Origin of the sequence: Chitinophaga sp. (genome assembly GCF_036566945.1) — a bacterium.
In the GTDB taxonomy this organism is placed as follows: Bacteria; Bacteroidota; Bacteroidia; order Chitinophagales; family Chitinophagaceae; genus Chitinophaga.
In genome coordinates, this window is the sequence record NZ_DATCVJ010000411.1 from 1 (window position 1) to 15,464 (window position 15,464).

General features: G+C 47.3%; 10 protein-coding genes. All 10 read right to left on the reverse strand.

The features are described from left to right. Nucleotides 1-374, reverse strand: a 374-nt coding sequence (locus VIP81_RS12220) for a hypothetical protein (RefSeq protein WP_331960577.1), incomplete at its 3' end; no start/stop codon positions are given. Beyond that, nucleotides 371-1,060 (reverse strand): response regulator transcription factor, encoded by a 690-nt coding sequence (locus VIP81_RS12225; protein WP_331960581.1) that lies wholly within the window; start codon nucleotides 1,058-1,060, stop codon nucleotides 371-373. The genes VIP81_RS12220 and VIP81_RS12225, both read right to left, overlap by 4 nt. 252 nt (nucleotides 1,061-1,312) lie before the next feature. Continuing rightward, complete coding sequence (locus tag VIP81_RS12230) at nucleotides 1,313-2,521, reverse strand: TlpA disulfide reductase family protein (RefSeq protein WP_331960586.1); 1,209 nt, start codon at nucleotides 2,519-2,521, stop codon at nucleotides 1,313-1,315. A 19-nt stretch (nucleotides 2,522-2,540) separates the two neighbouring features. After that, nucleotides 2,541-3,746: a TlpA disulfide reductase family protein gene (locus VIP81_RS12235; RefSeq protein WP_331960591.1), complete on the reverse strand. Its 1,206-nt coding sequence runs from the start codon at nucleotides 3,744-3,746 to the stop codon at nucleotides 2,541-2,543. A gap of 10 nt (nucleotides 3,747-3,756) precedes the next feature. Next, a complete protein-coding gene (locus VIP81_RS12240; RefSeq protein WP_331960595.1) occupies nucleotides 3,757-4,842 on the reverse strand; it encodes a TlpA disulfide reductase family protein in 1,086 nt (361 codons plus the stop codon). Between the two features lie 21 nt (nucleotides 4,843-4,863). Next, nucleotides 4,864-6,285 carry a RagB/SusD family nutrient uptake outer membrane protein gene (locus VIP81_RS12245; protein ID WP_331960600.1) on the reverse strand — a complete coding sequence of 474 codons (1,422 nt, stop codon included), beginning with the start codon at nucleotides 6,283-6,285 and terminating at the stop codon, nucleotides 4,864-4,866. A gap of 17 nt (nucleotides 6,286-6,302) precedes the next feature. After that, nucleotides 6,303-9,851, reverse strand: coding sequence for a TonB-dependent receptor (locus VIP81_RS12250; protein ID WP_331960605.1), 3,549 nt, complete (start codon nucleotides 9,849-9,851; stop codon nucleotides 6,303-6,305). 286 nt (nucleotides 9,852-10,137) lie between these two features. Next, on the reverse strand, nucleotides 10,138-11,280 hold the full coding sequence (locus VIP81_RS12255) for a FecR family protein (protein WP_331960609.1): 1,143 nt from the start codon (nucleotides 11,278-11,280) through the stop codon (nucleotides 10,138-10,140). A 99-nt stretch (nucleotides 11,281-11,379) separates the two neighbouring features. Next, nucleotides 11,380-11,934, reverse strand: a complete 555-nt coding sequence (locus tag VIP81_RS12260) for a sigma-70 family RNA polymerase sigma factor (RefSeq protein WP_331960612.1) — start codon at nucleotides 11,932-11,934, stop codon at nucleotides 11,380-11,382. 250 nt (nucleotides 11,935-12,184) lie between these two features. Further along, nucleotides 12,185-15,415: a S41 family peptidase gene (locus VIP81_RS12265; RefSeq protein WP_331960618.1), complete on the reverse strand. Its 3,231-nt coding sequence runs from the start codon at nucleotides 15,413-15,415 to the stop codon at nucleotides 12,185-12,187. Nucleotides 15,416-15,464 lie beyond the last annotated feature (49 nt).

The window sequence follows — 15,464 nt, forward strand, 5'->3', positions numbered from 1 at the left end:
GATTTGATCACATAGTTGAAAGAAGATATTTTATAATGTTGGGCGCCTACTTCATAATAGGAGTTCACCGTAATGCGACATTCCTTTTTTCCCAGGTCTTCCGCCACATAATTATCTTTTGTAACGGTCACCCTTTCTTCGGGGAGGGCGCCGGGCAGCAGGCTGATTTCAATGGGCCTGCCGTGGGTGTAGTGGTCGGGCTTTTCTCCGGCCTGGAGTTGCTGGGCTACGCGGTCGTTGACCGCTTTCATGCGCTCTACTTCCGCCTGATCCAGGTGTTTTTTGATATTGTTCCGGGAGATGACCATGGTAATGGGCGTTATCAGGAACACGATACCTATAAACCAGAGCGTTATTTTGTTGAGTAGCTTCATGTTTTGGATGTATTAAACTTATAGCCTAAGCCATATACCGTTTCAATGTAATCTGTCCCTTCTACCGCACTGATCTTCTTCCTCAGGTTTTTTACATGCTGGTAAACGAAGTCAAAATTAGCCAGATTATCGGTATAATCCCCCCAGAGGTGGGCGGCAATTGACTGCTTCGAAAGTACGCGGTTTTTATTTACCACAAAATACAACAACAAGTCAAATTCCTTGCGGGTAACATCCAGCAGGGTATCATTGACGGTAGCTTCCGCCGTATCGGTATTGAGTATTATTTCATTGAAAGTAACCAGGTTGTTGTTGATCCCTTCCAGCTTTTTCCGGCGGTAAATGGCCCTTAGCCGGGCGTGCAGCTCCGGCAGGTGGAAAGGTTTGGTCACATAATCGTCTGCCCCGCCTTCCAGCCCGTTGACCTTATCATCCAGCGCATCCTTGGCCGAAATGATGAGAATGCCGCTGTTGATGTTCTCCTGACGGATATATTTCAGCAGCTCCAGGCCGTTGCCGTCCGGGAGCATAATATCCAGCAGGATGCAGTCGTACGTGAATAGCGTCAGCTTTTCCCGGGCTGTTTCAAAGGTATAAGCCAGCTCACAGATATACTTTTCACCGTTGAGGTAATCGGAGATGCCACTGGCCAATTCTTTGTTATCTTCTATAATTAGTACTTTCATAAAAACACACCTGGGTGCAAGGTGGTTTGTAAATTTATAGCAATTTTGAAGTTTTGGAGGATTTTGTCTTTGTCCAGGATTATACTGATTTAGATGATTTTCAGGATTTTTTTTTCAGGATTAAAAAAGATTAGCGAAGATGAACAACATATGATGTTCATCTTCGCTAATCTTTTTTAATCTTATTAATCAATAAAATAAAAATCCTGAAAATCATCTAAATCAGTATAATCCTGAGTAAGACAAAATCCGCTACGAACCGAAAATCTCTTTCAGCTTTTTATTCATCGCATCATCATCTTCCCCACCACCGCCATAGCGGCCAATAATCACGCCCTGCGGATCTATGAGTATTTTGGTAGGCAGTGAATGAATGCCGTAATAATCGCTGAGATCTTCCGGATTGGGCAGGTTCTTTTGGCGCTTGGACCAATCGAGCCCGCGGAGTACATGGCGCCAGATGCCAATACCATCCTGGTTCACCGCCTTTTTCCAGGCTTCGTTGTTGGAGTCATCATCTGATACGCCGATGATTTCAAAGCCTTTGGCGCTGTATTTACCATACAGCTCTTTCAGATGGGGATTGCCTTTACGGCAGGGACCACACCAGCTGGCCCAGAAATCCAGCATCACGTATTTGCCTTTGTAGTCGGCCAGGTTGATGGTAGCGCCGTTGATATCCGTTTTGGTGAATTCGTGAGCAGGGCTACCGGGGGAGCCTGCACGTAATCCGTCCAGTTCCTTTTTAATTTCGAGGCCGTCGGCGCTTTGTTGCATGGCGGGCGACATTTTTGCATAGAAGGCTTCTCCTTCAGACAAAGGCATGCCGCTGACACGGTAACGGAGTAATTGCGCCGATACGTAGGAATCAGGATATTGGTTCATGAAGACTTTATCCGTTTTTTCCATTTCATCGTAGTAAGGCTCCATTTGCTCTTTCAGCTTGTCGAGCTTCGTTTTATAGGGTTCCAGTACTGCATCTGGCTTCTTCGCCTTCATGGCGGCGATGTATTCCAGGTTCAATTTATTAAACGCATCGGACAAGGGCTGTAGCTTTTTCTGGATCGGAGCACGGGCTATGGTGAGCTTATCCTGATCCAGCTGTACTTTGGAGCCGGTAAGTTTTGCATCTTTTAAACGGGCAGTGGAAGATTTCAGGTGCATGGTGGCCGCTTCCATAAAAAAGGAAGTGAAATCTCCTTCCCCATACATGAATGCTTTAGGATCCAGGTACATCCTGCCTTCTACCGGTTGTACCAGCTGCCCATGGAAAGAAAATTTTCCATCTTTAGACAATGTACTATCTGTCCGGTATTTATTGGCGCCCTCAGCATAGCTGAAATACACGTAGCGGTTGGGCAAACCTTTGATATCTCCCGTAAGGGTAAATGGTAATTTTTCCTGTGCCATTAATGACACTGGTAGCATCAATAGTGGAAGGGCGAAAACGCTATATTTCATGTTATTTTATTTTAGAAGATTATGCACCAAAGATTTCTTTTAATTTTTTGTTCATCTCTTCGTCGTTCGAGCCATCAGCGCCATAACGGCCAATGATATTGCCTTTCGGGTCGATCAGTACTTTAGTAGGCAAGGTTTGGATACCGTAATTTTCGCCGATATCTTTTGGATTGGGCAATTGTTTCATGACTTTATCCATTTCCTGACCCGTGAGCACCTGCCGCCAGATGCCAATACCATCCTGCGTCACAGCTTTTTTCCAGGCATCTTTGCTGCTGTCGTCACTGGCTACCCCAATAATTTCCAGGCCCTTGGGCTGGTAGGTAGCGTAGAGTTCTTTCAGGTGCGGATTGCCTTTGCGGCAAGGCACGCACCAGCTGGCCCAGAAGTCGAGCAATACGTATTTGCCTTTGTAATCGGATAAGCGAATCGGTTGACCGTTGATGTCGGTAGTAGAAAAGGGCGTGGCCGGATTGCCGGGAGATCCTTTGCGCAGCTGGTCCAGCGTACGTTTGATATCGATGCCGGCATAACTCTTTTGCAGCAGGGGCGACATTTGCTGATAGGCTGTTTCTCCTTCTTTCAGCGACATCATCATGATGCTGAAGCGAAGCAGATTGGCGGTCACATAAGAATTGGGATGTGCGGCGATAAACTTTTTATCTTCTTTCCCCATTTCTTCCTGTATCGGTCCCATCTGATCTTTCAGCGCAGTAAGCTGTTCTTTCATGGAGTCCAGTACGGCATCCGGCTGTTTTGCTTTGCGCGCCGCGATGTATTCGTTGTTGCCTTTATTATACGCTGCGTATATGGGCCGTAGTTTTTCCATCCACACTGCTTTGCTGGTATTCAACTCCTCCTGCTCTTCCTGCGAGTGGGAACCGGTGATTTTTGCGCCTTTGAAATGCCCGTTGTCGGATTGCAGATGCATCACAGCGGGCTCTAGAAATACCTCGCAGATATCTGCCGTGGCGTAATCTGCCGCGCGATCCATATACACAGAGCCCGATACAGGTTGCGGCAGTTTACCCTTGAATTCGAACTCGCCATTTTTTGCCAGCGCGCTATCGGTATGCGACGACCTGCCGCCGGTAGTGTAGCTCAGGTACACGTAGCCATCTTTAAGTCCTTTTACCTGACCAGTGAGTGTAAACGGACGCAATTGTTGCGCACCTGCGCAGAGTGGCAACAGCAAAGCGGCTATGGTTAATTTGTAATTGATCATAAGGATGTTTTTACTTTAATATTTCCGCTAACTGTGTATGCAACTTCGCCCCTCTTAACTCTTTCGCGATGATAATTCCCTGTGGATCTATCAGGAAAGAACAGGGAATAGCCTGGATACCGTATTGCTGTGCCACCTCATTGCGGAAGCCTTTCAGGTCGGATACCTGCATCCAGGGCATGCCGTCCTTTTCGATGGCTTCTTTCCACTTATCGGCTTTATCATCGAGAGATACGCCAACAACTGTGAAGTTTTTATCTTTGAATTTGTTGTATGCTTTCAGGACATTCGGATTTTCGGCGCGACAAGGACCGCACCAGCTGGCCCAGAAATCAAGTAACACATATTTGCCTTTGAAATCGGATAAGCGCACGGGCTTACCATTTACATCTCCCTGGGTAAAATCTATCATAGGCTGGCCAATGGCGCTTTTTTGCAAGATGGCTAAACGGGCAGCCAGCTTTTTACCGGCAGCTGTTTGTTGTGCCACTGGCGACAGCAATTTGAATACACTATCTACCGGTGCATACTCCCCCATCACCGCCATGTCGGCCACTAAATCTACACTCACCACGCTTTCGGGATGTGCTTTGATGTATGCTTTGGAGCGTTCTCTTCTTTGCAGTCGCAGTGCTTCCAACTTTGCTTCCAGTGCGGCTTCCGCGGTATCATTCCCTTGCACTTCGTCATACTTTGAATAAAGGGTATCCTGCTGTGCCGAAATATCCGCGATGGAATTTTCATAGGCTTTATAAGCATCCTGTGAAGCGGAGCCGGTGATCTGCAAATGGTTGATAGAATCTATATTTCCTTTTATGGTGACGGCCGTATTTTCCATGAACAATTGGAGGTAGCGGGTAGCCGTACCGATATAAATTTTTTGTGGCTCCGTGATGGTGCCCGTCCACGTGAACTGGCCATCCTTTACCGGTACCGTATCCGTTTTAGCGGAATCGGCTACCGGAATGGAAATGAACACAACGGAATCTTTCAGGCCGGTGATGCTGGCGGTAATGCTGGCTACCGGCGCCTTGGGCTGACTGCAGGCGGCGGTGAGCAGCAGTGCAGCAAACATGGTTTTTGTGTGGATCTTCATACTTAATTTTTAAGGTGTTAGTTATTGTTGGTAACCTGGGTTTTGTGGGCCTATGGCCGGGTTCATCAGGAATTCATTGTGTGGAATCGGCAGAATATATTTGATCTTATCATTCGCCGTAGGCCGCAGTTCCCCTACCAGTGCTGCCGGGAGCCGTAATAAAGCGATCCATTCCTGTCCGTCTTCTCCTACCAGGTTCCTGGATGTTTCGAAGTACAATTGTTTCAGCATGTCATTTACACTCACCGCATTATCTACTGCCGCAAAGTTGGTGACGCCGGCATGTGCCATGATATTTTTGAGGATATCACGGGCGGCGGCCAAACTACCGCCTGCACGCACGATCGCTTCTGCTTTCAGCAGGTATACTTCTGTTAAGCGGATAGCATAGGCCGTTTCTGTGAGAGCCGTAGGCTTGTTACCCTCCTGGATATATTTCAGGAAATAGAACGTACCATCTGCATAATCGTTAGCAGAACCCACCATCCAGCTGCCGCGTGGATCGTTTGCCAGCAGGTCTTTCAAAGCCGTTTTAGCTACGTACAGAGAAGAGGCGCCGGGCCAGTATTGGCGGCTGAGTACATAATAATAGCTTTCCTGGTTTTGCTGTGATTTTACACCGAGGATCACTTCCGGGCTGGTTAATCCTTTCACGTAAAAGAGATCTTTCATTTGTGGCTCCAGCTTGTACTTACTATTCAGTACGATGCTGTCGGCCAATGCAGTGACTACCGGATAATCTGCCGCCTGTCCATGACTCATCAGCACGCGCATTTTCAGTGCCATAGCGGCCCAACGGGTTACATAGATGGCCTGATTGTCGGCAGGCGCATTGATAATTGCCTCATCCAAATCTGAGAGAATGGACGTATAACTATCTTTCACCGAGCTACGTGCTTTGGAGATGGCTCCCACTGTTACAAATTCATCCCGCAGCAAAACGCCGTAGGGACTATTCAGGTCAAACCATTGTCCGAAATAGCTCAACAGTTTAAAATGCCCGTAAGCCCGCAGGAACCGGGCTTCCGCGAGAATTTCCTTCTTACGGTTGCCGGTAAATGCGTTGTCGTCCAGTGCCGTAACACCTTTGATGACACCGTTGGCCGCATTGATGATCTGATAGGAACTGGTCCAGTATACATCAGCGAAAAAAGAACTCTTGTAGTTGTTATTTTCTCCGTCATCTTCCCCATATCCATATCCCATATATCCGGCAAATACTGCAGGAGATACTTCATGTTCCATCCAGCTCGTCACGTTATTCTCCGCCTGCACATTGGCGAAGCGATAGTAAACGCCATTCAGTGCTATTTCAGAGGTGCGTTGATCCAGGATGGTATTGCCATCCACCTTGGCATTTTCAGGCAGTTTACCCAGCTCTTTTTTGCAAGCTACCCCTGTTATCAATACCGCACCAAGCATTACATATATGATCCTTTTCATAAAATCTTTTTTGTGTGTTAAAATCCAAAACGGAGACCGATATTAAACTGCTTCGTTGTGGGGAAGGTGCTTACATCAGAAGCGCCATCGATCAGACTGTAAGGGTTATTACTTACTTCCGGATCGGGACCCGGATATTTGGTAATCGTAAACAGATTGGTGGCAGAAGCATACATGGATGCATCCCTGATATGCAGTGAAGACGCCACTTTTGCCGGCAGCTGGTAAGTAAGTGTGATAGATTTTAATTTGATATAGGAACCATCGTATATATCGTTGGTGGAAGGACCGGCCGAATTTTCGCCTAAAATCAGGCGTGGACGCTCATTGCTGGGATGTTCCGGCGTCCAGCGTTCTTTGATCCGTACGCCTCTGTTGGCATAGCTATCGAAATATTTATTCTGGATATCTGCCAGGTAGAGCAGCTGTCCGCCCTGAGAGAAAGTAAGCAACGTAATCAGACTGAAATTTTTGAAGGTAAAAGTGTTGGTAAATCCGCCGAAAAAGGTAGGCTGAGAGCGACCGATCACATCACTTTTGAAAAAACCATCATCGCCTAATTCATACATGGGATCGCCAATACCGAGGTAAGGAGCGAAGTACCGCGCGTAGGTAAAATCTTTTTTATAGGCTTCGAGTTGTTTTTCGTTTTGAATGATGCCGGTCATTTTGTAGCCATAGAAAAGGCCCAGTGGCTCTCCTTTTCTCACGATAGTATTGCCCTGAATATAGGAGCTGACACTGCCCGCATCGGTGAAGTCGCTGCTGATATCCAATACCTTGCTTCTGTTACCGGAAACGTTGATGGCGCCTGTCCACTGGAATTTTTTATGTTTAATAAAATCCATCCGCAGGTCCAGTTCCAATCCTTTGTTGTTGATGGTCGCAAAATTGGAGATCACGCTGTTGTAAGAAGAGCTGGGCGCCAGCTGTGTGGCCATTAATAACCCGGTTGTATTTTTTTCATAGTATCCCAATACACCACGCAAACGGGAACCAAACATTTCAAAGTCCAGTCCCAGGTCTTTCTGCAAAGTAGATTCCCATTTTATTTTATCATTACCCAGTTGCGTAGGTACCAGCGCATTTACGCCACCGTAGGAACCGGGCGTATATAACGTATAATATAAATTATCACCAAAGTTTTGCGTACCGGTATAACCAGCACTGGCCCTCAGTTTCAGCTCATTGATCCAGCGCACCTTTTTCATAAAAGGTTCTTCGGAAATACGCCAGGCGGCGCCACCGGAAGGGAAATAACCCACACGGTTACTGGCAGGGAATTTAGATGACGCATCCGAGCGACCGGTAAAGGTGAGCAGGTATTTTTCTTTCAGCGCATAGTTAGCACGCATGTAAAAACTCAACAAGGCATTCTGGCCGGAAGTGCCGGTACTGGGCAAAGTAACCGCCGCAGAAGAAAGGTTGTTGAGGTATTTATCATCCGGAAAACCCTGACCGCTGGCAGAAAAAGAATTGTAACGATATTTTTGCCAGGAAGTACCACCTAATAAATTCAACCGGTTATTTTCATTAAACTGTTTATCCCAGGTGAGGGTATTTTCGAAAAACAGGTTCACTTCATCTGTTTGCGCCTGTGATCCGGTACCACCATTAGAGTCGTCTACGCCACTGGGAGAAGCAATAACCGCCGCACTGGGTACGTAGTTCAGCTGATGATAATTGACATAGTTGACGGAAACAGTAGACCTGAATTTCAGGTCTTTCAGCACATCATAATCACCCGAGAGCGATCCAATGAGCGTAGATGTTTTTCCCTCGTTGATACCATCCAGCAAAATCATTGGGTTCTGATTACCTACGTAATCATAGCCACCAATCTGAGAGCCGAGGAAACGGTAATAGGAGCCGTCGGGATTGCGTGCCGGCAAAGTAGGCGGCGCAAAAAATGCGGCAGGATAGGCGCCGTTGGTGATATTATTTTTAGTAAAACCGTAGTCGAGATTGGTGATGATACGAAAACGGCTCGTGATTTCATTGTCCAGACTAATTTTACCGGAGATACGGGAGAAATCTGTGCCGAGTACTACCCCATTCTGTTTGTTGTAGGCCAGGGAAGTATAATAGCGGGAGCCGGAGCCTCCACCACGAACGGAGATATCTGCGTTCTGCGAGGTGGCGTTGCGTAACACGAGACTTAACCAGTCGGTGTTAGCTGTACCCAGACTAGCAGGATTATTTATGATATTATTGGCTTTGGTGCTGGGAGGATCACCGGCAGCTGCTCTGGCGTCATTCAGGTTTTTGGCAGCTTCTGTTAGCAAGGAAAGATAATCATTCCCATTGAGGAGCTTTTCCTTTATCGGCGCGCTCACACCTGCGTAATAATTGGCTTCCAGGATGGGCTTTTGATTTTGCTTGCCTTTTTTGGTGGTGATGATGATCACCCCATTGGCTGCTTTAGAGCCATAGATCGCCGTAGCAGAAGCATCTTTCAGGATATCGATGGTTTCAATATCGCTGATATTTAATCCTGCCAGGCTATTCAATCCACGGGAAAAAGAGCCTTCTACTGCATTGTTGGGATTATCACTACCGGCCCTTTCTATTGGGTTCACTGCCTCGGCCTGATTTTGTATATACCTGTTTTGAATAGTTACCTGTACCCCATCGATGATATATAATGGGTCGTTGCCTCCCAACAGGGAAGTACCGCCACGGATACGTATTTTGGCTACGCCTCCGGGGGAACCATCGGCCTGCGTTACCTGCACCCCTGCTGCTTTACCGGCGAGTGCCTGGTCGATGCTGGTATAAGGTACATTCTTTACTTCTTCTACATTTACCGAGGCCACTGAGCCGGTGAGGTCTTTTCTTTTGGTGCTGCCGTACCCTACTACCACGTATTGGTTCAGGTCATCGACTTTGGCTTTCAGCTCCACTTCTACGGAGAGCTTACCGCCGGTATTGATATTCTGGGATTCAAAGCCTACGCAGGTAACAACCAGCACTGCGCGGGCACCGGCATTGCGGAGAATGAAAAATCCCGCCTGGTCGGTAATAGCTGCGATGTTGCTGCCTTTTACGCGTACCGTTACACCGGGTACCGGACTACCTTTGGTATCCACTACTTTACCGCGGATATCCTCCGGAGGCAGCGGTTCCCCGATGCTGACATGCTCCGGTGCAGTGGTTGTTTTGCGCGAAATAACAATGGTGTTGCCCTGAATATCGAAGCTCAGTGGCTTGTCCTGCAACAGTTTCCCCAAAGCCATCTTCAGGGGCACATCCCTGATCTCTGCCGAGACCGGGCTCACATCTGACAAATCTTTGCTCCGGTAAAAAAAGACATACCCGGTTTGTTGTTTAATCACACTGAATACCTGCTGTAGTGGCATTTCTTTGCAGGAAACCGTGACCGTTTGTGAAACTCCACTGGCACAAACGTGCAAAGCCAGCACCGTTAATAAAACTGCGGTCATTCTCATTACTCGCCAGATTTTGGTTACATAATCCGTCCCTGGTTGAGGGGACTTGCCGTGAACAAGTGAACCAACCGATGGCATGGCATATCCATGCAGGTTGCGAACAACATTAATTTTCATACCTTAGATTGGTTTTTGGTTGACAAATGTTTCTCATCCGCCTTTACAGGCAGTGAAAAGCTTTCCTAAACAGGGTTAACCATTTGATCAAAACCTGGTGCGGACGCCAATCTTGACACCAGGTTTTTTTTATGGATGAACATAAGATCTCCGCGTCCGGTGGACCTCATTCTTCATAACATGATATTACGGATAGCTATCTGTGCGGGCCTTGGTGGCGCTCCGACACGTTGGTTGTTTTGCTGACGTTGGTGGTATCAGCGATGGTTGGTTTTTGCTTTACTATTTATGGATAAATGATAATCCTTCTTCCGTCTTCTACTTTAAAGTTGATTCTTGCCTGAGATAATACTTTCAACAATTGCTCCTGTGTAAGACTTCTACCTATTTCCCCGGTAAAAGTTCCTTCCGGCACTTTATCATTATATCTGACTTCTATATTATACCACCGTGATAATTGTCTCATCACCGTAGGAATATCTGCTTCCTCAAAGGAAAAATATCCATTTTTCCAGGCCACCACATTGTTCACATCTACCCTTTTCACGTCTACTGCCTGATCTCCTGCGTTGCTCACTCTGGCCTGTTTTCCGGGCATCAGGAGTTTCGCGGCATCGCCTGCTTTTACCAGCACCGCACCTTCCAGCAGCGTAGTATTGATGGTGTTTTCATCTGCATAAGCATTGATATTAAAATGCGTACCCAGCACCAATACTTCCATGCGATTTACTTTTACCGTAAACGGACGGTTTGCTTCCGCCGCCACTTCAAAATATGCTTCCCCGGTGATGCTCACATTTCTTTCTTTACCGGTAAATGCTGTTGGATAGCTGATGGAAGAACTTGCGTTCAGCCATACATCAGTGCCATCCGGCAACGTAATTTTATATTGTCCGCCGCGGGGCGTGCGGAGTACGTTATAAGCCACTTCCGTTGCGGTAGCGTCGTCGTGTTTATACACGATTTGTCCGTGAGTGGTTTTTTCTACCTTACTATTTCCCTGCACCGACAATACGCCGGTACCGGCACTATCCAGATTCACCACGGTACCATCTGCCAGCGTGAGGGTGGCTTTATCGCTGCCCAGCGCAATAGATGCCACCTTTTCCACCGGCTTTTTGCCGGATTGTGACCAATAAAATCCGCCACCTGCAGACAGCAGCAATAACACGGCGGCTGCTACTTTCCAATTGAAGCGGCGCATCGGCACCACTTTCCCGGCCGTTTCCGGCATGGTGGCAGCATGTAGGCGCCGGCGCATGCGTAGCTCCATCATCGCCTCCGTTTCCTGCTCTTCGGCCGTTAAATGAGCGGTCAGCGACTGCTCATCGTATGCATTATACCATTGCAGTAAACGGTCCTTCTCCTCTTCACTGGCTGCTCCGGCAAGGTACTTTTGTGATAGTAAGGCCAGTTCTTTAATTTCCATCCGTGTTAATCATTTACAGGGTGCTACATAGATAAGTCTTCAAATAAGGATGTTACCCTACCTCCGGAGAAAAAAAAATTTTGAGGGGGCTGTTCTTTATTAAAACAGGGCATGAAAATAATTCCGGAACTGCAGGCGCAGACGTTGTAATGCTTTGGTGATATGCTTTTCTACCGCTTTTTCGGAGATATGGAGTTCGGCGGCAATTTCTTTGTTGCTCAGTCCCATATTACGACTATAGTCAAATACAATCCTGCATTTTTCGGGTAATTGTTTCAGCTGCTCCTGCATGGATTGTTGTAAAAAATGTAACTGGGCCGTATCGTCGGTTACCGCCTGAATGGCTTCCGGCAGGGTTTCTACTGTGGTAACGGGGATGAGTTTAGACAATTGGGTAAATACGGCATAACGGTTAGCAGTGGCCAGATAGGCAGGTAAAGATTTGATAATAGTTTGCCCCCGGCGCTGCCACAGGCCCGTAAGCACATCCTGCACCACATCTTCCGCCAGCTCCCGTGAGCGCAAACGATCATAAGCCAATACATACAAGCGTTTCCAATACCTGTTGTAGATTTCTGTAAAGGCGTTGTGATCATCGTTACTCATCATCTGAATCAGCGCGTCATCCCCGTAATTGGCGTAATCAGTCATCATCTAATACTCTAATACTTTTATGGCCGGTAATAATGAATGGTTGATAATTAAAATGATTACATATTAACGTAAAGCTAAGGTTTCGTACAAACAGAAACAATACCCGCTTACACAATATATGCTGAAATCCCTTTTCCGCCAACAGCAAATATGATGGTGAAATGCACAGGAAGAAAATAAAAAGCCCCCGGAGCGGAATGCTGCGGAGGCTATGAGATAAAAAGAATGATAATAAAGCGTTTCCCTTTGTTTACTTGATCTCTGCCAACATCTCTTTCACGGCTGCTTCCAGCTGTGCGTCCTTACCCGTTAAAAATTCTTCATAACGGAGCGGTACGCGGATATCTGGTTCTATCTGTAAATTTTCTGTAGGGCGACCTTCTTTTCCGATGGTGCCTACCATTGGAATACCGAATACCATGGTAGGATCTATCTGTGTTTCCCACCATACGGCCGTACCGGTGCCGGGTACCGGCATACCTATCAGTTTGCCGATATTCCCTTGTTTATAAATATACGGGAAGATGAATGCATCGCTATAGTTCCCTTCACTCATCAGTACACAACTGGGGGCTTGCCATTGGCCAGTGGGTTCACCGCCATTAAGTACCTGGCCCTGGGGTGCAAATTTGAGGTAGTTTTTACCGCTGAGGAAATTATAGAGATCATCATGCAGCCATCCGCCGCCATTGAAGCGGGTATCCACGATCAGGGCTTTTTTATCGCGGTTGCGGCCCATAACTTCATCGTATACGGAGCGATAGCTGGCATCGTTCATGCCTTGCACGTGTACATAACCTACTTTGCCATTGCTGAGTTTATCGACCATGGCGCGGGTATTGTTGACCCAGCGTTTGTACATGAGTGCACTTTCTTCAGCAGCAGATACCGGTTTTACGGTTTCATCCCAACGGGTTTTGGTATCCGGGTTGTAGATGCTAACGAGGATATTGTTACCCGCTTTACGGTTCAACAGGGAAGCCCAATCTGATTTTGCGGTGATGCTTTCGCCATCGATTTTTTCGATGATATCACCTTTTTTCAGTTTGCTGGCGGCTTTATCAAAGGGGCCACCGGTGATGATGTCTTCTACTTTCAGCCCGTCGGCGGTGGAGGTTTCATCATACAGGAGTCCCAGTGTGGCGGTGTTGTCGCCATTGAGTGGTTGTGGTGAGAAGCGGCCACCGGTATGAGAGCCATTCAGTTCACCGAGCAGTTCACTCAGCAGTTCTTCAAAGTCGTAGTTGTTGCTGATATAAGGGAGGAAGCGGGCGTAGTTATCGCCATACATTTTCCAGTCGATGTTTCGGATGGTAGGATCATAGAATTTTTCTTTCACCTGTTTCCATGCATGCCAGTAAATGTATTTGCGTTCTTCGTCCTGGTTAAGCGACAGTTCCGTGCTGATAGCTACCGGCGTAATTTTTCCGCTGCCGGTTTCTACTTTCACTACGCTGCCACGGTTGCTCACGAACAGGGTATTACCATCTTTGCTGAGGGCAATACTGCCGGGAGTACCGCCCAGTTTAGCGAGAATTTTTGTTTCGCCGGTTCTGGGTTCTGTCATCCACAGATCATAGCCTTTTTCAAAAGCGGCCATGTAATACAGTTTACTGGCATCTTTGCTCAGTACATAGTCGCTGATAGAGGCGCTGTTGATGGTTAATTTAACCCGTCTGTTTTCGAGGTTATTGAAATCCGGTTGGAAAACTTTTTTGCTGCTGGTAGAATCTTTTGCTTTGAGGGCAGAGTCTTTGGCGGCTTTACCACCGGTGGCTTCTTTTTCTTTCAGCAGGTTAAATTCATCTTTCGACAGTTTGTATTTATCGTATGCTTCCTGGTCGAAGAATACGGCGTAGATATCGACTTCGCGGCTGCCTTGTTTAGCGAGGGATTTACGTCCGTCGCGGTCACTGGCCCAGGTGAGCATTTTTCCTTCAGCGGCCCATTTGCTGTTGCTTTCTCCGAAGCCACTTTTTACGGGGTATACGGAAGCCTCTTTTCCTTCTGTGGAGAGGAGTGCTGCATTGGTAGAGAAGAAGTAGCCCATCTGATCATCGGTCAGGATCCATTTGCCGTCGGGGCTCCATTCGAAGCTCCAGTCGCCGTCGGAGTAGGAATGGTTATTCCCTTCCGCCAGGAGTGTACGGGATTTACCGGAAGCGATGTTAAATACTTTCAGCACATTACGATTTTCGACGTAGGCAATTTCTTTGCCATCGGGTGAAAACTGTGGCTGAAATTCTTCAGCAGCCGTAGCGATCACGGGTTCTTCTTTCAGCAGGGTGGCGGCAAAAAAGAAGGGTTCTTCCTTACGTACTTTGGTCGTTTGGTAAATGTCCCAGTTGCCGTTACGTTCTGCGGCGTAGATCAGTTTCTTACCATCGGGCGACCACCGCACCATTCTTTCCTGTTGCGGGGTATTGGTGATACGTTTGGTGATGTTACCTTCCACGCTGGTTACAAATACTTCGCCACGGGCAATGAAAGCCATTTCTTTGCCATCCGGACTCATAGCGAATTCGGTGGTGTTGCCATTTACCGGCACATTTTTCACCGTACCTGCGCGGCCATCGTTGAAGATGCTCACTTCCAGCTTACGGGGTTGTTCTCCTTCCTTCAGCGTATATATTTCCCCGTTATAGGTAAAGGCCAGGGTATTATTATCTGCCTTAGACAGATTACGCACCGGATGTTTGGTAAAGCTGGTCAGCTGCTGCATGCTGTTTTTATCGGTCAGTGATGCTTTAAAGAGGTTCTGTGAAATACCTCCTTTTTCGCTGAGATAATAAATATCATTGCCATTACCGAATACAGGCTCCCTGTCTTCCCCTTCATAGGCAGACACTTTTTCGTAGCTACCTTTGGCCACATCCATTACCCATATATCTCTTGTTACGGAAGATACATGGTGTTTGCGCATTGGATCCTCGTAGCCTTTTCTATCCTGGAAAATAATTTTATTACCGGTTTTGTTATAGTGTGCTACATCTGCTCCGGCGGCGCTGAGTAGTACTGCGCGGCCACCGGTAACAGGCACCGTATACATATTTCTGAACAGGCGATACGGAAATCTTACGCTGGCAGCAGGGGCATTACGTGCGCTTCCAAAAAGTACCTGTTTATTGTCTGCTGTAAAATCGTAGGGAAAATCACCGGCGCTGTTGGTAGTGAGTCTTACCGGCGCTCCACCGGCGGCGGGCATTACAAATACATCGAAGTTGCCGTAACGATCGCTCGCAAAGGCAATGTATTTACCATCATGGCTCCATACCGGCAGCATGTCGTGGGCTTCGTGGATGGTAAGTGGCACGGCTACCCCACCCTTGACATCTACCCGGTAAATATCCCCTTTATAGCCGAAGGCAATGGTATTACCATCCGGCGATATAGCTGGATTTCTCAGCCACAAAGCATTTTCCTGGGCATAGGAGGCCGCAGCTATGAGCATAGCTGCACACCCAAATAAAAGTTTCTTCATAAGCGCTGTTTAGTATCTGTTGTTAGGCAGCTAAAGAAAGCTGATCCGC